The following is a 17,974-nucleotide window of genomic DNA, read 5'->3' as shown; positions in this document are numbered from 1 at the left end:
GTGCTATTGAACCGGCTCTGGTGTTGTCGAGCCGACTGTTGCTGAGACTTGTCTGATCTTGGCTTTGGGGCGGACCACAACGATATCAGTCCCCTCCATGAAGTAAGGGAGTTGCTGAACTGAAATGTCATTACTGTTCAGGAACGGCTTGAGTTTGCTCATTCGTGTTCTCGTCGTAACAAGCACTCGCGGCGGGCCAGAGACCGCTCTGGTCATCAGCACTTTGGATGCCTCTTGTGGGTCGACATATTCTTCGATCGGCTGGCGAGCATAAAAGACCCAACTCGCTTCAGTGCTGGAAAAACTCACCAAATCGATTTCGTTGACATCCTTCCCCTGATACATCATCTCGACGAGAGCGTCGACCTGTCGATGTTCGTCGATCTCATCGGCTGCGAATGCGAAGATCGCTGGAGACATCAAGAATGCGGTGATGGCTGTTGTATAAACTGCTTGACGTATCTGATGTTTCTCAGCTGCCAGCAATGCAACGATCCCACCAACGAGTGGGATGAATCCCAAGAGACCAAGGACAACTTCATCGGGAACATAGATGTTTGCCAAGATTGGAATGACAACCAGCACTCCTAAACCGACGGCGATCAGTGAGCCAAACGCCAATCGCGGCCAAATTTTTGCAAGTTCGAATTCTCCGCTCACCCAGCGATCAACAAAGAGTCCAACAGCGAGTGCGCCCCCCGGATAGCATGGAGTGATGTAACTTGGGAGTTTGGTTTTCGCGAGCGAAAACAGAGCCAGATAGACGCCAACCCAGCAAAAGGCAAACAGGTATCCATCACTCCACTTTGAATTCCCCTTCAGCTGTTTAATGCCATCTAAAAGTGTCGGAATCCAAAAGATTGACCAGGGAAAAAAGCCAGCAATTAAGGCGAGCGGGTAGAACAGGAAATTTCCACGATGCCCGTCCATCGCGTTCATTGCACGTCCGACATTATGTTTCACGAAAAAGCCGTACGTCCATTCTCCATCCGTTTTGAGGTGAACCAGAATGTACCAGGGCAATGCGATCACCAGAACAGCGGCGATCGCTGTAACGGGGCGCATCGACCAGCATGTTTTTAGAAAATGAATCGGTGCAAAAGGTCGAACCATCACGATGATTCGCGACCACCATGTTGTCGGGGAGTTTGTTGCCTGCTCGCGCACCGGAAGACGTTTAATCAATAGAAACATGCCGATAACGGCTGTGGGGAGAACCAGGCCAATCGGACCTTTTGCGAGAACCGCGAGCCCCATGACTGAATACAGAAGCGCAGCGACTCCCCAGTTTTGAGGAAACAGAGAAACGAATTTCCCGGTTTGTTCACCGGTTCTGTCAGGAGTTGTTGTTCCCCAAACATAGATCGCCAAAGCAAGTGTTGAAAAGAAAATCAGTGGGGCGTCGGGAGTGGATGCGCGCGATGCGACTCCGAACATCATCGTCGTCGAGATCGCAATCGCTGCCCAAAGTCCGACAGAGGGACGAAAGAGTCTTCGCCCCATGAAGTATGTCAGCAGTGTTGTCCCAACTCCAAACATCGCTGACGGAAACCGGGCCCCGAACTCAGTCACTCCGAAGACCATGTAAGACAACATCATAAACCAGTACGTCAGCGCTGGCTTATGCTCTCGAAGTTCGGCATTAAAGGTCGGAACGATCCAGTCGCTGGCAGCGAGCATTTCCGCAGCACAGCCGGCATTGCGAGGTTCATCGCGATCCCACAAATGTGTGCCGCCAAGATTCAAAAAGAAACAACAACTCGTGATCGTGAGAATGATCACCAGGTCACGAACAGTCCGGCTCATTGCAATCCTTTGCACTTCAACAGTTTTCGCCCCAAGACAGATCGAGGGTGACAAGTTATAGTTCGTATTAAAGAGGTCTCTCAATACCTATTTTGCAAAGAATGTGATCAGGCGTATACTTCTCAAAATTGAGTGAGTCGACTCACAGAAGATAAACCTTGATTCAGGAATTGGTGCCATGATTCTGCATGTCGATATGGATGCGTTTTACGCTTCTGTTGAAGAGCGGAATCGACCTGAGCTTCAAGGGAAACCACTGATTGTTGGTGGAACCAAAGAGAGTCGTGGTGTTGTGGCAGCTGCAAATTACGAGGCGAGAAAGTACGGCATTCATAGTGCCATGCCTGCTCGCGAAGCTTTTCGGCGTTGTCCGGAACTCATTTCCATTCCTCCTCGAATTGATCTCTATGCGCAGGTCTCCCGAAAAATCCGTGAGATTTTCTTTCATTACACCCCATTGGTCGAGCCGCTCTCTCTTGATGAGGCGTTTCTGGATGTGACCGGCTGTCGCAACCTTTTCGGAAGCGGACCCGAGATCGCTCAAAAAATCAAAACTGAGATCTTCAGCGAAACACAACTCGTCGCGTCGGTGGGAGTTGCTCCGAATAAGTTTCTCGCCAAGATTGCCAGTGATCTGGAGAAACCAGACGCTTTGGTCATTGTCGATGGCGAACGCATCCAGGAGTTTCTTGATCCTCTGCCCGTTGGGCGGATTTGGGGCGTTGGCAAAGTGACAGGCACACAGTTCGAAAGGATGGGAATACGGACGATCCGAAACTTACGAGAACTCGACCTGCGAGTGCTTCAGTCTCAATTCGGTTCGCAGGGAGAGCATTTCTACAAACTCGCCCGAGGCATCGATACTCGCAAAGTCGTCCCTGATCGCGAAGCGAAGTCCATCTCTCACGAGCGAACTTTCGAAATTGACATTTTTGATCAGGAGTCCATAAACGCATGGGCGATGGAGTTGACCGAGCAAGTTGCACGGCGTCTACGTCGACACAAATTGCTGGCACGGACAGTTCACCTGAAAGTCCGTTTTGCGAACTTCAAAACGATCACACGGTCTTACACGTTAGAAAATGTGACCAACGTGACAGCGATTTTGTGGTCGCATGTTTCGAGAATGATTGCAGCTGCAATTCCCGAACGACACAACGGCGTCCGGCTGATTGGAGTGGGGACGAGCCACTTCGAACAACCGGGGAAAGTTCAGAAGTCACTCTTTGCTGACGAAGATTCTTCCAAGCAAAAGCGGCTCGATTCTGTCGCAGACCAGATTCAGGACAAGTTTGGTTTGAATTCTCTCGCCCGGGGAATCGGTATGCTTCATGACATTACGAAGACAAAGGCTCACGAAAATCGTGAGGATGTTTAACCCTTCCTCACGCAGCCCTAAGAAAAACTCGCCATCGCTATCACAGGTCTATTGTGGTTCGTTTTTCGTTTGCGGATTCTGGTCGGTTAATCGTCCAGCGATTCGATGACAAATTCTTCGTCTCCAACGAAAACGACATCACCCATGATGAGTTTCTTGCGACGACGTGTTTCGACCTCGCCGTTGACGAAGACATCGCCGGCCTGAATCATCATTTTCGCCTGACCACCTGTCTCGGCAGCACCGCAGAGTTTCAAAAAATGATCCAACCGAACATGGTCGGTCGACGGTGGCTTCGATTCATCAGGCACAATTTTTTCTCGGTCGGTGACTTCTCAGTCAGTTAGTTTTTTACGTTGTTCACGTTCGCAAATCACGTCCGCCCAATTGTAGAGCACGCAAACCCTGAGTCCAGTGGGCTGATGGGGAATGTTGAACGCACAGCGATTGCCCCTGCTCCCTCCCCGGGAGCGAAAAGAGCAATGGTTCTGCCTGATGACTTGGGCGACTCGATATTCATGCGGTGAAGAGATAGGATCACAGCAACGTAACTTTTTTGAATGTGATCGCGATGAAACAACACAAATCGATTTTGATAATGTTCTGCTTCACAGCTTTCTGCTTTCATGCTTTATTGAGCAGCGAGATTTCAGCAGCCGAGAACAACCCCGATGGTGCATCAAAAAATTCCTCAACCAAAATTTACCTGATCGGGAATTCGCTGACGTGGGATACGGTTCCTTCGAAACTGGAGGGTGATGTGCAATGGCACGTCGACTGTGGAAAGAGCCTGAAATATATATTCGAGAACCCTCAAGAACCTTGCGTAAAAACATCGACGCTGTGGCCAACTGCACTTAAGAAGACGAAATTCGATCTCATCTCATTTCAGCCGCACTATGGAACAACAGTTCAAGAGGATCTGGAGACGATTTCGAAATGGATCGAACTCCAACCGCAGGCGACCATCATCATTCATACCGGGTGGGCGAAGAGTGCTTCGCTGCTGGAAGAACATCAAGACGATTCCCCTGACGGCAAGTTGACGCACAGCCCAGCGTATTTCAATGAACTGCTCGCTCAACTTCGTAAAGCTTTTCCGGATACGGAATTTCGAACGACGCACTGCATGCGGATGTTGATTGAACTGGAAAGTTTAATCGAAGCTGGCGATGCCCCTTATGATGCGGTGACAGATATTTACCGGGATGCCATTCACATGAAAAACGAAACCGGTCGCTACCTGATGCACAACGCGATGAGAGAAACCTTTGGGCAGGAACGGACGACACAGGGATTCCCAAAAATCTCTGACGAACAGCGAGCGACACTGGATCAACTCCTTGATCAACGCAACACTTGGGAAGCTGCACGACCAGCCAAAAAACTTTAGAACTGATCCTGAATCTTGAAACTTCTCTTAAACACTGAGAAATAACTATTCCACCAGTTTCCGGACTGGTTCGCCCTTTTCTGTGCCCGTGCTGATCACTTTCACGACTACTTAGACGAGAATACTTAGACGACTCACCACGAGACAGAACACGTCCTTCATTTTTTACTATGCTCTATTGAGGTCAACTCGCTGTGACGGATTCGCTGAATGACGTTCGGAAATCTTGGGATTCCAAAGCTGATGACTGGCAGAAACAGGTGGGGGATCAGGGGGATTGGAACCGGCGTCTCAACTCGGACCCTGTGTTGTTCGAGTTGCTGGGACGAGTGAGGAATCGAGATATTTTGGATGCTGGCTGTGGGACTGGTTATCTGTCGAACAAGCTCACGGAGATGGGAGCAGACGTCATTGGTGTTGATCTCTCAACTGAGATGATTCGGACAGCAAGACATCACTATCCCGACCTCGATTTTCGTGTCGATGATTGTCAATCATTGTCAACGATCGAAGATGGGGATATGGATCTGGTTGTCTCAAACTATGTCCTCATGGACACGCCGAATCTTTCGGAAGCGGTTCAGGCGATGTTCCGTGCTCTTCGCCCGGCTGGCATTGCAGTCGTTGTTGTCTCGCATCCCTGCTTTCCTCAAGGAGTCGCGGATGTTCATCCGGATGGCACGGTCTCTTACCACTGGAAGCACTCTTATTACGAGCAGTCCCAGCAGAATGACCCACCCTGGAAACATTTCAAAAGCGATTTCATCTGGTTTCATCGACCAGTTGAAGACTACTGGAAAGCATTTCGAACAGCAGGGTTTCGTGTTGAAGAATTACGCGAACCACGAATCACTCCGGACCAGTATCACCTTGCCCCCAATCGGCAGGTTCTGGAAACTTACCAGGAACGTCCTTTGTCGATAGTTTTCAAACTGGTGAAGCCGAGTCGGTAAGCTGCCCCATCCCAATTCCATCGGGTGCAAGAAATCAGCGCATAAAAAAAGCACCTGTGACAGGTGCTAATTCCAATGACTCAAAGAGCCACAAACAAATTGAGAAAGCAAGTGGAGTAAAAATCAAATTGTTCAGTCAGTACGAACGGCATCGAGTGCGAGCTGGACTGGCCACGAATTATGTTGTTGATTCGTTTTCAATCGGAGCATCGACGTCAGAATCAGGAGTTTTTTGCTCCGTCTTTTCCTGTGGCGGAGCCATTTCTTCGAGATGGCCTCGTTTGATCAGACTTTCAAAAATCTCTTGACGATGGATCGGCACTTCTCGTGGCGCTTGGATTCCGAGGCGGACTTTGTCCCCGCGGATTTCAACCACGGTGATGATGATGTTTTCATCAATCACAATGCTCTCGTTTTTCTTCCTCGAGAGAACCAGCATTTCAGTGACCTTAAAGGGATGGCAGGCGAGAAGAGAACCTCTGCGGTTAATTACCCCAACTCTGCTGAACATCAACAAAGTTGCTTTCTCGGTTGACATCCTACGAATGGGTCTGTAGCTGGTCAATAAGTCAAATTGTAAAATTTACCGATTTCTAAACAGCACAAGAGGTTACGTCGAGTTCTCTTCCCGTCTTTTTCGTGTTTACCTGATCCCCCTACCCTGTCATTTCTCCGTATCTCCTTCCGTAGAAACGACTTCCGGGCGAAGAAGTGGAAAGAAGATGATGTCACGGATGGACTGACTGTTCGTCAGAAGCATGACTAAACGATCGATTCCAATCCCGAGACCACCAGCTGGAGGCATCCCGACTTTTAGGGCAGAGATAAAATCTCGATCCATTTTGGCCATAGAATCTTCTTCGGAGAGTCCCCCCAACTGGGTCAAAAAGAGTTCTTCCTGAAGCTTCGGATCATTGAGTTCGGTGTATGCGTTGGCAAGTTCCATCCCATGGATGAACAGCTCGAAACGTTCCGCAATCGCCGGATTGTCTTGCTTGCGTTTGGTGAGCGGACAGATGGAAGCAGGATAATCAATCACAAAAACCGGACCGACGAGAGAATCTTCCACGCACGCTTCGAAGACTTCGCTGACGACAACATCGGGATGGACGTCTGTCGTCTCCATCTGGTGAATAAATTCCTGTTGAATACTCCCCTGCTGGGCCAAGCTCCGCGCCTTCTCCCGGACTGCATCAGCGTCCGTCATGTCGCACCCTGCGTGTTCCTTGAAGAGGTCAGAGTAAGTTTTGCGTGGCCATGGTGTTGTGAAGTCGATCTCGGATTCGCCCCACGGCAAGATGAGTTTTCCGTCCTCCCGAGTCTTCCCCGATTTCTCCAGAACAATGCGAGCCGCATCCGCGACAATCGCTTCGGTCAAGTCCATCATCGATTCGTAATTGCCATACGCCTGATAGATCTCGATCATCGTAAATTCAGGATTGTGAGTAGCGTCGATTCCTTCATTTCGGAAGACACGCCCAATCTCGTAAACTCGCTCAATCCCACCGACCATCAATCGCTTCAAATGCAGCTCAAGGGCAATTCGTAAATACAAGTCGATGTCGAGTGCGTTGTGATGCGTTGTGAATGGTCGAGCTGCGGCCCCACCAGCAATGGCATGGAGAACCGGCGTTTCAACTTCCGTGAAATCCTGACCTCTTAATGTTTGCCGAACCGAATCAAGAATCACACTCCGCAGGACGAGCTTGTCCCGCACTCCATCAGTGTAAATGAGGTCCAGCTCACGATGCCGCAGCAGCGTTTCGATATCAGTGACACCATGATGTTTTTCTGGGGGTTGCGTCAGTGATTTGCAAAGTACCGTCAGGTTCTCTACCCAAATCGAGACTTCGCCGGAATCGGTGCGTCGCATCGCTCCATCGATTCCGATCAAGTCACCCAGGTCGAGCTGCCCCATCAGTTGCCATTGCTCTTCGGAAAGGTCGCCGCGAGAGAACAGTAATTGCACTTTTCCGGTTGCATCTTCGATATCGAAGAATCGTAGCTTGCCTGCTTTTCGACGGAGCATGATCCGCCCTGCAACACGAACTTTTTCGCCGTTTGCTCCACTCTCTTCAGGGCACTTTGTTCGAGCTTCTTCAATCTTTAAATGACCATCAAATCGCTGGCCAAACGGATCGTGTCCGAGTTCAACGATTTTGCCCAACTTGTCGAGTCGGGCTTTTTCAAAACGGTCTACTTTCTGCGGCTTGGCCATAATTTTCACTTCAAACTTACAATCAAACAAAAAGAGATTTCTTCAGCTGAAACGGATTCGCCGTTTCAGGGATGGGCAATATTTCGGTCAATGAGAATTGATCGCTTCACCTGATCTCGTCCTCTAAACATAGAGAAAAGCAGCCATTCCAGGGGTTTCCTCAGGCATTGAGACCATTTTTAGTCTTCGGCTCAGTTCTCAATGTTGACTTCTAACGGCTGTGCACCAATCGTCAAGACGGTGACATTTTTCAATGGGTGTTGGTTCAGGTATTCCAAAATCCGGTCGACGGTAATCGCTTCAACTTCGTCGTGAATTTCGTCCAGTGTTTTTACTCGCTTGAGGTGGAACCAATCGCGAGCAATCGAGCCAGCTCGGGCTCCGGTCGATTCCTGCTGCATGATCAGCGAACTTTTCGCTCTCGCCTTGCAGCGTTTCAGTTCCGAGTCGTCAATCCCTTCGCCGAGTTTACGAATCTCTGCGAGCATGACATCCAGTGTTTCCTGAGCACGTTCAGTTGTTGTCCCGGCGTAAGCGAGGACGCGACCTTCTGTCAGCAAGCTGTTAAGCGTGGCGTAAACGGAGTAACACAATCCGCGTTTTTCTCGTACTTCTGTAAAGAGTCGAGAACTGCTGCCGCCACTCAGAATGCTGACTGCGGTCCAGGCAGTGAGATAATCGGGGCTCGAATACGGAATGCTTTCGTAAGAGATCCCAATATGTGTTTGCGAAGATTCGTGAGGGATATGATGGACTCCGCCCGAGCAGGCCTGTCGCTCGATGACAGGCTCTTCACCCACTTTCCAATCGCCGAAGTGTTTCTCGACCTGGGCACGGATTTCCTCGGCATCGACATTCCCCGCGACTCCGATTAAGGACCCATTTGGCCGGACAGTTTTCTTGATGTACTCAACGACTGATGGATAGTTCAACTTTTCCAGTTCTTCGAGCGAACCATCTGTCGAACGTCCCCAAGGGTCGTCGTAGCAACGTTTCCGCAGTTCGACAAAGACTTTCCGCTGTGGCTCATCCTCAATCGAAAGCAGTGCCTGGGCGGCACCGTTCATGACAGCGGGAAATTGATCTTCCGGTAACAACGGTCGCTGCACGAGGTCAGCATAGATCGGAAGTGCGTCAAGCAGGTTCTCCGCCAGAGTCGCCCCGGAGAACGAGAGGAAATTCCAACCAACGTTATCATTCCCCTGCACGCCCAGAAAATCGAGTGCCGCTGAGAGTTGTCGACTATTTCGCTCGCCCGCTCCGCGAGTCATCATATCCAAAGCCACCGCAGCCATTCCGTTCTCCCCACGATTCTCATAGATCGTCCCCGCTGGAGTCAGTAAGGAAAAGGCTGCCGATTGAACGTGCGGCATCTGTTCGACCAAAAGCGTCAGGCCGTTGGAAAGTTCAATAGTGTGAATTGATTGTTCAGGCATTAGATTTGAAGCGAGGCCGTAGTGGCTGCGATTTCCATTTCATCGATAGATATTGACGACTTTTGGCTTAAAGAAACGAAGTGTAGGCGAGACGGGGTGAAAATTCGATTCTGTTGGCCGCTTCTCTGTTTTCAAAAGCAGAAACTTATTTGAGCTGACGTAAACCTGAACACGAGGTCATCATTTCAGCGAATCATCAGGATTCCAGAAGCATTGATTGCTTTTCCCAGCGAATCGAACGGCTCAAAGTCCACACGCAGCGAGATGATGCTGTCTCAAGTTTGGCCATTTCTCTTTCGAAACCGTGAGACTGATCTGACCGGTCTTGGCACTCTGGCGCCTTAGACCCTAAACTCTGGGCTGTTCACACTATTTGATGCCCATGCAAGTTTGATTTCCACACAAACCTCGACCTTCAGGAAAGCGTAGTCAAGATGTCTCAGACGGACCGATCAGAGCTGATGGATAAGATAACCTCGTTGTGTAAACGGCGTGGATTCATTTTCCAGGACTCCGAAATTTATGGTGGTCAAAACGGATTCTGGGACTATGGCCCTCTCGGAACCGAGTTGAAACGAAATGTCCGCGAAGCCTGGTGGCAGGACATGATTGCACGACACGATCCGCTGGATGCCCCGGAAGGGGCTCCACATGCGTTTCAAATGGTCGGAGTGGAAACAACGATCATCATGAATCCACAGGTCTGGAAAGCCAGCGGACACTTCGATCTGTTCGTTGATAAAATGGTCGATTGCAAGTCAGCCAAGAAACGTTATCGCCATGACCATGTCAACGGTCGCTGGATTACAGGCAAACGAAAAAGCAAAGAAGGCGAATCCGATCCGATTCGCGTCTTTGTGACCGCCGTCGGGGACAAGCCAGAGATTGAAGCTCAGGCCTTGGCGTTCTTCGGTCTGAAGAAGAAATATGCTGATCGACTGGAATGGGAAGGTGAGGTCATCAACCTGACCGAAATTCCAGTTGAAGATTACGGAATTGTTGTCGCTCCCGAAGCGACCGAAGTCGGAACGCTGACAGCACCTCGGGACTTCAACCTGATGTTCAAAACGATCATCGGAGCACTCGGAACTGTCGAAGATACAGCTTACCTGCGACCGGAAACGGCTCAGGGAATTTTCGTCAACTTCAAGAATGTTGTTGATTCCAGTCGGGTCAAACTCCCCTTGGGGATTTGTCAGGTCGGAAAAAGTTTTCGTAACGAAATCACTCCGCGCCACTTCACGTTCCGCTCACGTGAATTCGAACAGATGGAAATTGAGTTCTTCTGCTCACCTGATGAGTCACAAGAATGGTACACCTACTGGCGCAACCGTCGGTACTCCTGGTACCTCGAGTTGGGGATTCCGGAAGAGAAGTTGATCCTGCGCGAGCACCACAAAGATGAGTTGGCTCACTACTCTGTCGGGACAGCTGACATCGAATACGCGTTTCCGTTTCTCGTTGAAGGAGAATATGGCGAACTCGAAGGAGTCGCCCATCGTGGCGATTTCGATCTAAGATCGCACATGGAAGGAAAACTGAAAGCGACCGACGAAGGTACGCTGGAGGTCGAACTCAATGAACATGGTCAGCCCAAATACCGTGGTTCCGGAAAAGATCTGACGTACTTCGACGACCAAACTCGTGAAAGATTTATCCCCCATGTCGTTGAGCCCTCAGCAGGAGCAGATCGAGCGACACTTGCGTTCATCTGTGAAGCCTATCACGAAGATCAACAACCCGATGACAAAGGCAACATGCAGACTCGCGTGGTGATGAAATTCCATCCTCGCCTGGCTCCGATCAAAGCGGCTGTCTTTCCGTTGGTCAAAAAAGATGGGCAACCAGAGAAAGCGAAGGAAGTCTTCCGATCACTCAAGAGTGCTGGCCTGAATGTCACTTATGATGAGCAGGGAGCAATCGGACGTCGGTATCGTCGGCAAGATGAGATCGGAACTCCATGGTGCATTACCATCGATGGAGACACACTCGAACAGGGAACCGTCACCATTCGAGACCGTGATTCTCTGGAGCAGGTCCGCGTCAAAGTCGAAGACGTGACCGATGAAATTCTGAGACGTCTGCGGTAACGGAAATGCGTTTCGCCGGGCACATTCAGTGTCCGGCGGAATGCTGACCAGCTAATACCAGCTATTGATTTCGGACAAGATCCATCACTGCGAAGAAGTGGCACGTGCTGCCCATCAGGACGCTGAGATGCCAGCAGGCGTGGAAGTATTTCACTTTGTGATCGAACACCAGAAATAACGCTCCGAAACTGTAGAAAAGTCCCCCAGCGACCAGCAACACTACCATCTCCGCAGAGCCGATTTCAAAGACTGGTTTAAGCGTGAATGCCGGGAGCCAGCCCTGAATGCCATAAATGAGCTTCAGGCGCGAGGGCAAATTTCTGAAATAGAGGCACATCAGAATCCCCGCAAATGTGATGGACCATTCGATGATCATGATCGGCGAAGTCCAGCCAGAAGGGCCGTAGACATACGCAAAAGGAGTGAATGATCCTGCGATCAGAATGAAGATGAACGCTTGATCGACCGTTCGAAAAAACCGTCGACGTTCAATATCATAAAACGCGTGTGAGAGCGTGGAAGCAGCGTAGAGACCGACGAGAGAGAAACAGTAGATCGAGCATGCCAACCTCAGATCCGGGCTGTGTCGCTCATCAAGCGTTTTGAGAAGGACGCCAGCTCCAATCATGCTCAGGACCAGTCCAACTCCATGAGTCGTGAGATTGGCATATTCACCTTCAGGTCTGAATTCTCCGCGTGAGTACTGCTTCATCGTCCGACACCAGTTTGTTCTCCTTATTGATGGAGGTTACAAAAAAGTCACGACACACAGCAATTGGGATCCCTGCCAGAGCAAAGCGATCGTAGATTTGCTGGAATATCGCTGCATCTTTGGCGGTCGTTTCGCCCCCAGTGGTTTATCCACCGAGGGCGAAATTGGACAGCGAAGACCTTAGAGCAACATATTCAAATTACCTGACTCTGGAAGCCTGTCCTACCCGACCGAGGTAATCTACAAAAATGAAGTCCCCGTCGGAAATTGACCGCACATTGAACTCGAACAGCTTGTTAACTCGATCAGGTTGAACGGAAGTCAGAATGTGGAACGTCAATTTGCCATTTGCGACACTCCATTTGCCTGTTGAGACAGGAGTCTGAACAAAGAACTTCTGGAAGAGCCGAATCTCTGTCACTTCTCGGACTGTGCTGAAAGTATTGTCGGCATTGAATGTTACGAATAGTGCCCCAATGTTATCGGTGTATCTCCAGCTACCTCTTAACATCTCCGCGACCCGAGCGTCAGTCAACACTTTGGCGGTAGTCCCGGCCGGTTCAATTTTGGCGACAGTTGGTCGTTCGGTGACCCGGTGAAGAACCATGAGCAGATGTTTTGAGCCTGCCTTCGCAGAAAACTCTGTGGGACGCTTCGACTCGTCGGGATCGGAGAAACATATGATCAGACTCCCGTTGTCGAACCGGTAAATGCCTGAACCATCTTTCTTGTCCCGTGTACTGAGATCAATCCCCTTCGGATACTGCGTCGCATCCAACGAAAACAGTTTGACCTGCTTCTTCCCATCATGGGGTGAGACAAAAATGATCGCATTCTCGACGATCTCAAACTTCCCTCCCGATGGGAGCCATTCCTGGATTGCCTCTTTGGGGACGACTTTGCCATCCTCTACGAGTTCAGTGACTTCCCATTTTCCTTGAAATTGCTTCAAGTCGGAGTCTTGGTCAGCTGCGGCGAACGATCCCCCAACCAGGGTTGATGTCAGCCAAAGTAAGCACGTGTAACGCATCATAGTGAATCCTTTCAAGAAAATTATCCCTACCATTTTGCCTTTGAGTCAGTAACGGGATTCTGACAGGCAATTTGTGGTTCGACAAGAATCACGGCAGCTTTGGGAAGAATTTCTTTAATGCCAATGAACAGCCTGTGCTGTTATTTTTTATAAAGCTGTTGCCAGAGCGGGGACTCTGGGCTGAGGTGGACCGCAGTATCCTGAATGTCGCTTCCGATCTGGTTCAATCCGTTCCATTAGCCCTCATTCAAAATATTGAAAACCGGAAGAGAAAATTTATGAATTGCCTGTCGATTTGGCGTGATGCGGATCGACTACCAGGCAAGAAATCGGCTTCGGGTTGTTCGAAGCACTTTTAAATTTAATGAACCCCATTATCGGAAGAATCCCATGTTCAAAATGATTTTCGTGAATCTGCCTGTCTCTGATCTCAAGGCTTCGATGGCTTTCTACGAGGCGCTCGGATTCGAGAACAACCCTCTATTCACAGACGAAACGGCAGCCTGCATGGTTTGGAGTGAGACGATCTTCGTCATGCTGCTGACTCACGATAAATGGAAGACATTCACCAGTCGGCCGATCCCACCCGTAACCTCCAGCGAGGTAATGTTATGCCTGTCGTGTGAGAGCCGCGAAATTGTCGACAAGTTGAACGACACCGCAGCTGAGAATGGAGGCACCGCGGACATCAACCCGAAGCAGGATCACGGCTTCATGTACAACCGTAATTTGGCAGATTTAGATGGGCATGTCTGGGAAATGATGTGGATGGACCCAGCTGCAATGACAAGCTGACACAATCCGAAGAGGACGTGAAGCGATGAGCGTAATGCACCAACTTGAAAGTCAAATTCGGTTCGTTTCACGGTCAGTCCTGGCTCCCTTGAAATTCAAGTGAGTCGTTTTGTTACTTTGGCTTGTTCGTGTCAGGAGGGAAAGTGCCCGCAGGAAGAACAACAGGACGGATGTTCTCTAAGAATTCCTTTGCACGGTAGCTGGGATCGATGAAGTCGATGAGTCGATACGAAAAAACTTTTCCGCCACCGACCTGCCCGTCATCCAAATGCTCTGTGAGGACAAACCTGGAGTTCTTAGCGTGCTCATTCTCTAGCTCGAACGTGTACAAGAGGTCGTCGCCTTGCTCTTTAGGGTGGACAGGACACCGGAGAATTCGCCCATGTTCGCCCCTCACATCGAGCGTTCCTCCGCGAACAAAGGGAGACCGTGGGTTGATTTCTTCTGGATCATTCTTCGTGCTGACTCGAATCGTGAAGCGAGTCGTCTTGTCATCGAGCGGCTTCATCATGACTCCATTTTCACCAGCAAGTTCTGGAGTCACGTCGATATGCAGGGATATTGCAGATGCGGTCTGTAGGGCGGTCAGCGGGAATGTAAAAGCGAAAGCGAGCATGAGTGGTCGAAGCATGTCACGTCTCCATTGGAGGGTGTGGGAAATCGTCGTGTCTGAAAAGACGCGGCAGACGACGTTTTGTTCCGACTACTTCCTCAACTTCGAGCATATCATCTGGATTGGGCAGAATTTTCCCAAGTGCGGGATGGCTCAACCATTCGTAGCTGGGAGCCGTTGGCAGAAGAGGAAATCTCCTCAGGGATCAACCGTAACTCGATGCTCTGTCCTCACTCAACGCAGGCGGTGAAAACGCTTGTTACGATGCAACCCAATTCATAGCGAGTCTGGAGCAATGAGAAAAACGTCCCAGCCTATTCTGACCGAGGTTTCCTATCTCTACGCTTGGTTCACTCGCCACAAACCGGGTGACGCAAAGATTGCGATTCCCGGTTTGTGCTTGTTCAGGCGTTGAGATTTCTTACGCTGCCGCAGCGTCGGTCTCTTCGCCTGAGTGGGTCTGGCCGAGGTAATGTTTGAGGAGAGCTTTTGCACCGGTGCGGCCGTCGGGGACTCCATCCCATTGATGGGCTTCAACGCACTCCAGAACGTGCTGTGCGACACGCAGGGCTGCCAGTCCGTGAGCACCACTCACAACGGGTTGGTGGCGGTTGCGGACGCAATCGACGAACGATGAGAGTTCCGCAGTCAATGCGTCAGTATCTGTCGCTTGGAACTGATGGCGATCGATGAATCCTCCGAAAACTTGTGGTTTGAGGTCGTCCACCGATTGGATTCCTGCCTGCGCCAGCTCAAACGGAAGTTGTCCTGCTTGCATCATCTCACTTGGTGAGAACGTTTGAACGGTTCGCGCGGTCAGGTCAGCGATCGCACAACCGGCATCGGACCAGCATTGGATTGTCCGGGCTGGCTGAGGAGTGACACGGTTGACGGTCAGGTCAGCGATACAACCGTTGGGGAAACTCAGTCTTGCCTGGACAACATCTTCATGACCACCAACGAGGCTAACGCCGAAGGCTTCAACTCGAGACGGCATTTCCTGTGTGAGCGACAAGCAGAGTTCGATATCGTGGATCATCAGGTCGTGAACGACGCCAATGTCCATCGAACGGAATGCATATGGGCTGACTCGTTCGGTGCGGAGATATTTTGGTTCGCTCGTCCAGTCGGCAAGTTGCTGAAATCCGGGATTGAAGCGTTCGATGTGACCAACCTGAAGCGGGATGCCATGTTCCTGAGCCAGGCGAACAAGGACTTCTCCATCTTCAACTTTCGATGTGAGCGGCTTCTCCATCAGGACAGGGACGCTGTTACTGAGAAACGCTTCTCCCACTTTGCGATGCAAGAAGGTCGGGACGACCACTGAAACGGCATCTACCGATTTCAGCAAAGTGCGATAGTCGTTTGTCCAATCGCAACCGCAGGCTTCGGCAACAGCCAGCCCCTGTTTTTCGTTCGGTTCTGCAACTGCGACAAGTTCGACTCCCTCCATTTCAGAGAGAATTCGTGCGTGATGTCGTCCCAGGGCACCCACGCCCACGACTGCTAATTTAAGAGATTCGTTCATGATTCCGACTACGTTAAAACGTGACACACTTGAGATGTGTCGTTAGTGCATTATTAAAAAGTGGTCCGTGCTCCGTCTCGTGGAATGAGTGGCCAAGCAGATGAGAAGCGATCTTTGCAAAACCACGGAAAGTGAAAGTGTTCTAAGCGGACTTCTTTTGGCTCTCTTTCGATTCGACCAAAGGAGTTGTTCTGGCAGCTTCGCGTGCGCGGCCCATTCGACCTGCACGCTGTTTATCAATCGCATCCAACAGGATGACAAGTTCGATCGGGAAGATTCCTTCGAGCTCTTGCTGGAAGTGATCTTTGACAAAACTCAGAGACTTGTGCTCACGATATAAAAGCCGTTGTGCCTTGCGGATCACCTTGATCGAAGTGTCCGGGATCCCGGACCGTTTCATGCCGATGAGATTCACTGTGCGGATTTGTGGGTTATCACTCCCAGCAGACATCATGTATGGGGGGATGTCGGTGGGGACCCGGCAGCCTCCACTTACAAAGGCGAGCGAGCCGATCGTTGCAAAGTGGTGCACAACAGAGTTACCGGAAATGATCGCCCGGTCGTGGACGTGAACATGCCCACCCAGAAGAACCCCGTTGACCAGCATGGTGTGGTTGAAGAGGTGGCAATTGTGAGCCACATGAGCATTTGCCATCAGCAGGTTGCTGTTTCCGATCCGTGTGATGCCATCTTCTTTTTCGGCTCCACGATTGACGGTCACTCCTTCACGGAACTGGTTATTGTCTCCGATCACCACTTCGGTCGGAGCCCCGTTGTTATAGCTGTAGTCTTGCGGCTCGGCTCCGATCACAGAATTCGGCCAGAACCGATTTTCGCTACCAATTGTTGTGTGCCCAGTTAATGTCACGTGGCTATCAAGGATGCAGCGATCACCGAGAATGACATTCGGCCCCACATAGCAAAATGGCCCAATTGTCACATCTTCGCCCAGTTGAGCATTTTGATCGACATGTGCGAGAGGAGAAATGGTTGTCGGCATGATCATCATCCTGACGGAGTTGAAGACACAGTTCTAACTGGCTGCGCGGTGCTGATATGGAGGGGTGAAGCACGAAGTCGGCAGCGGAATCGTCGCTGGAGCATTCGACTGGATCATCTGTTCACGAATTTTTCGAATCATGGCATGATTGGTTCGATGCCCGGATTGTGTGGCAATAAATCGTCCTACCAGACTACAGCCCAGGAGTGCAAAATCTCCGAGGCAATCCAGAGCTTTATGACGTGCGCACTCGTTTGGAAAGCGGAGACTATTTTCGATCAGTCCCTGGTCACCGAAGACGAGCACATTCTGTGGAGTCGCCCGCTTTCCAATTCCGTTGGCCTGCAGGGTCTTTACCTCAGCTTCGAGGACAAATGTCCGACACGGAGCAAGTTCCCGTTCGAAAAGCTCAGGTGTGATTTGAGTCTGAAACGACTGACGCCCGATCGGACCATCTCCATAATCGAGGATGAAACCAATTTCATACTCGGATGTTTTTGGCGGCTGGGCGGCAATTCCGATGTTTTCGACTTCGGTCACCATCAATGTTTGATCGACGACAAAACATTTTCGAGGTGAATCTTGCGAAACAACCCCTGCTTTCAAGAGTGACTCAACGAATGCCAGACTTGATCCATCGCAACCAGGAGGTTCCGGAGCGTTGAGGCGAACCAGGCAGTTATCAATTTGAAGCCCCGCCAATGCCGCCATCACATGCTCAATCACAGAGACTGATGCCTCTTGATGAGCAATGACCGTACAGCGAGGTTTTGGAACGACATACTCAATCAAAGCTGGAATACGAACTGAGCCGTTGAGATCGACTCTTTCAAAAACAATTCCGTGATCGGGATCTGCTGGACAAAACTCCAGAGTCACATCGATTCCGCCGAACAATCCAAACCCGGACACCTGAACGGGGCGGGCGATGGTGTTTTGCAAACGTTGCGAAAAATCCTGCACGTGCATTTTTCCTTGAGCGGATGACCAAGCGAGATAATCGAGGGGGGGGGATCGAG

The 17,974-nt window shown here is 50.4% G+C and carries 16 protein-coding genes; 5 read left to right on the top strand and 11 right to left on the bottom strand.

The features are described 5' to 3' along the window. Positions 1–3: 3 nt before the first annotated feature. Positions 4–1,806, bottom strand: a complete 1,803-nt coding sequence (locus ACN0YR_RS23185) for an ArnT family glycosyltransferase (protein ID WP_417851591.1) — start codon at positions 1,804–1,806, stop codon at positions 4–6. A gap of 178 nt (positions 1,807–1,984) precedes the next feature. Here ACN0YR_RS23185 and dinB point away from each other — a divergent pair, with 178 nt between their 5' ends. Next, on the top strand, positions 1,985–3,184 hold the full coding sequence (dinB, locus tag ACN0YR_RS23180) for a DNA polymerase IV (RefSeq protein ID WP_417851590.1): 1,200 nt from the start codon (positions 1,985–1,987) through the stop codon (positions 3,182–3,184). A gap of 86 nt (positions 3,185–3,270) precedes the next feature. On the opposite strand, the gene ACN0YR_RS23175 is transcribed toward dinB, so the two are convergent. Further along, positions 3,271–3,495, bottom strand: a complete 225-nt coding sequence (locus ACN0YR_RS23175; protein ID WP_417851589.1) for an RNA-binding S4 domain-containing protein — start codon at positions 3,493–3,495, stop codon at positions 3,271–3,273. A gap of 260 nt (positions 3,496–3,755) precedes the next feature. On the opposite strand from ACN0YR_RS23175, the gene ACN0YR_RS23170 reads away from it, so the two are divergent. Both ACN0YR_RS23170 and ACN0YR_RS23165 read left to right on the top strand, forming a co-directional pair. Then, positions 3,756–4,577: a hypothetical protein gene (locus ACN0YR_RS23170; RefSeq protein WP_417851588.1), complete on the top strand. Its 822-nt coding sequence runs from the start codon at positions 3,756–3,758 to the stop codon at positions 4,575–4,577. Positions 4,578–4,771: 194 nt separating this feature from the next. Beyond that, a complete protein-coding gene (locus ACN0YR_RS23165) occupies positions 4,772–5,530 on the top strand; it encodes a class I SAM-dependent methyltransferase (RefSeq protein ID WP_417851587.1) in 759 nt (252 codons plus the stop codon). A gap of 178 nt (positions 5,531–5,708) precedes the next feature. Here ACN0YR_RS23165 and csrA read toward each other — a convergent pair whose 3' ends face one another. The 3 genes from csrA to ACN0YR_RS23150 all read right to left on the bottom strand — a co-directional run bounded on the left by csrA (position 5,709) and on the right by ACN0YR_RS23150 (position 9,184). Next, positions 5,709–5,969 carry a carbon storage regulator CsrA gene (csrA, locus tag ACN0YR_RS23160; RefSeq protein WP_417851586.1) on the bottom strand — a complete coding sequence of 87 codons (261 nt, stop codon included), beginning with the start codon at positions 5,967–5,969 and terminating at the stop codon, positions 5,709–5,711. A 225-nt stretch (positions 5,970–6,194) separates the two neighbouring features. Then, complete coding sequence (lysS, locus tag ACN0YR_RS23155) at positions 6,195–7,748, bottom strand: lysine--tRNA ligase (RefSeq protein ID WP_417851585.1); 1,554 nt, start codon at positions 7,746–7,748, stop codon at positions 6,195–6,197. Between the two features lie 191 nt (positions 7,749–7,939). After that, positions 7,940–9,184, bottom strand: a complete 1,245-nt coding sequence (locus ACN0YR_RS23150) for a M16 family metallopeptidase (RefSeq protein ID WP_417851584.1) — start codon at positions 9,182–9,184, stop codon at positions 7,940–7,942. A 461-nt stretch (positions 9,185–9,645) separates the two neighbouring features. Between ACN0YR_RS23150 and ACN0YR_RS23145 the strand changes: the two genes are divergently transcribed. Then, on the top strand, positions 9,646–11,274 hold the full coding sequence (locus tag ACN0YR_RS23145; protein ID WP_417851583.1) for a glycine--tRNA ligase: 1,629 nt from the start codon (positions 9,646–9,648) through the stop codon (positions 11,272–11,274). A gap of 61 nt (positions 11,275–11,335) precedes the next feature. On the opposite strand, the gene trhA is transcribed toward ACN0YR_RS23145, so the two are convergent. Further along, complete coding sequence (gene trhA, locus ACN0YR_RS23140; RefSeq protein ID WP_417851582.1) at positions 11,336–11,986, bottom strand: PAQR family membrane homeostasis protein TrhA; 651 nt, start codon at positions 11,984–11,986, stop codon at positions 11,336–11,338. 199 nt (positions 11,987–12,185) lie between these two features. Continuing rightward, positions 12,186–13,019 (bottom strand): TIGR03067 domain-containing protein, encoded by an 834-nt coding sequence (locus ACN0YR_RS23135; RefSeq protein ID WP_417851581.1) that lies wholly within the window; start codon positions 13,017–13,019, stop codon positions 12,186–12,188. Positions 13,020–13,409: 390 nt separating this feature from the next. Here ACN0YR_RS23135 and ACN0YR_RS23130 point away from each other — a divergent pair, with 390 nt between their 5' ends. After that, entirely contained in the window at positions 13,410–13,814 is a 405-nt protein-coding gene (locus ACN0YR_RS23130; protein ID WP_417851580.1) for a VOC family protein, read from the top strand. A gap of 112 nt (positions 13,815–13,926) precedes the next feature. Here the strand turns inward: ACN0YR_RS23130 and ACN0YR_RS23125 are convergent, their stop codons facing one another. The 4 genes from ACN0YR_RS23125 to lpxC all read right to left on the bottom strand — a co-directional run bounded on the left by ACN0YR_RS23125 (position 13,927) and on the right by lpxC (position 17,918). Then, the gene (locus ACN0YR_RS23125; RefSeq protein WP_417851579.1) at positions 13,927–14,445 is read right to left on the bottom strand and encodes a hypothetical protein; all 519 of its coding nucleotides are present in this window, start codon (positions 14,443–14,445) and stop codon (positions 13,927–13,929) included. A gap of 403 nt (positions 14,446–14,848) precedes the next feature. Beyond that, positions 14,849–15,955, bottom strand: a complete 1,107-nt coding sequence (locus ACN0YR_RS23120; protein WP_417851578.1) for a Gfo/Idh/MocA family oxidoreductase — start codon at positions 15,953–15,955, stop codon at positions 14,849–14,851. A 142-nt stretch (positions 15,956–16,097) separates the two neighbouring features. Continuing rightward, on the bottom strand, positions 16,098–16,955 hold the full coding sequence (gene lpxA / locus ACN0YR_RS23115; RefSeq protein ID WP_417851577.1) for an acyl-ACP--UDP-N-acetylglucosamine O-acyltransferase: 858 nt from the start codon (positions 16,953–16,955) through the stop codon (positions 16,098–16,100). Positions 16,956–16,988: 33 nt separating this feature from the next. Then, positions 16,989–17,918, bottom strand: coding sequence for a UDP-3-O-acyl-N-acetylglucosamine deacetylase (lpxC, locus tag ACN0YR_RS23110; protein ID WP_417851576.1), 930 nt, complete (start codon positions 17,916–17,918; stop codon positions 16,989–16,991). Between the last annotated feature and the right edge of the window lie 56 nt (positions 17,919–17,974).

Source organism: Thalassoglobus sp. (assembly GCF_048270125.1).
Lineage (GTDB): Bacteria > Planctomycetota > Planctomycetia > Planctomycetales > Planctomycetaceae > Thalassoglobus.
The sequence above is the reverse complement of the archived record's forward strand: the minus strand, read 5'-3'. Positions and strand labels throughout refer to the sequence as shown.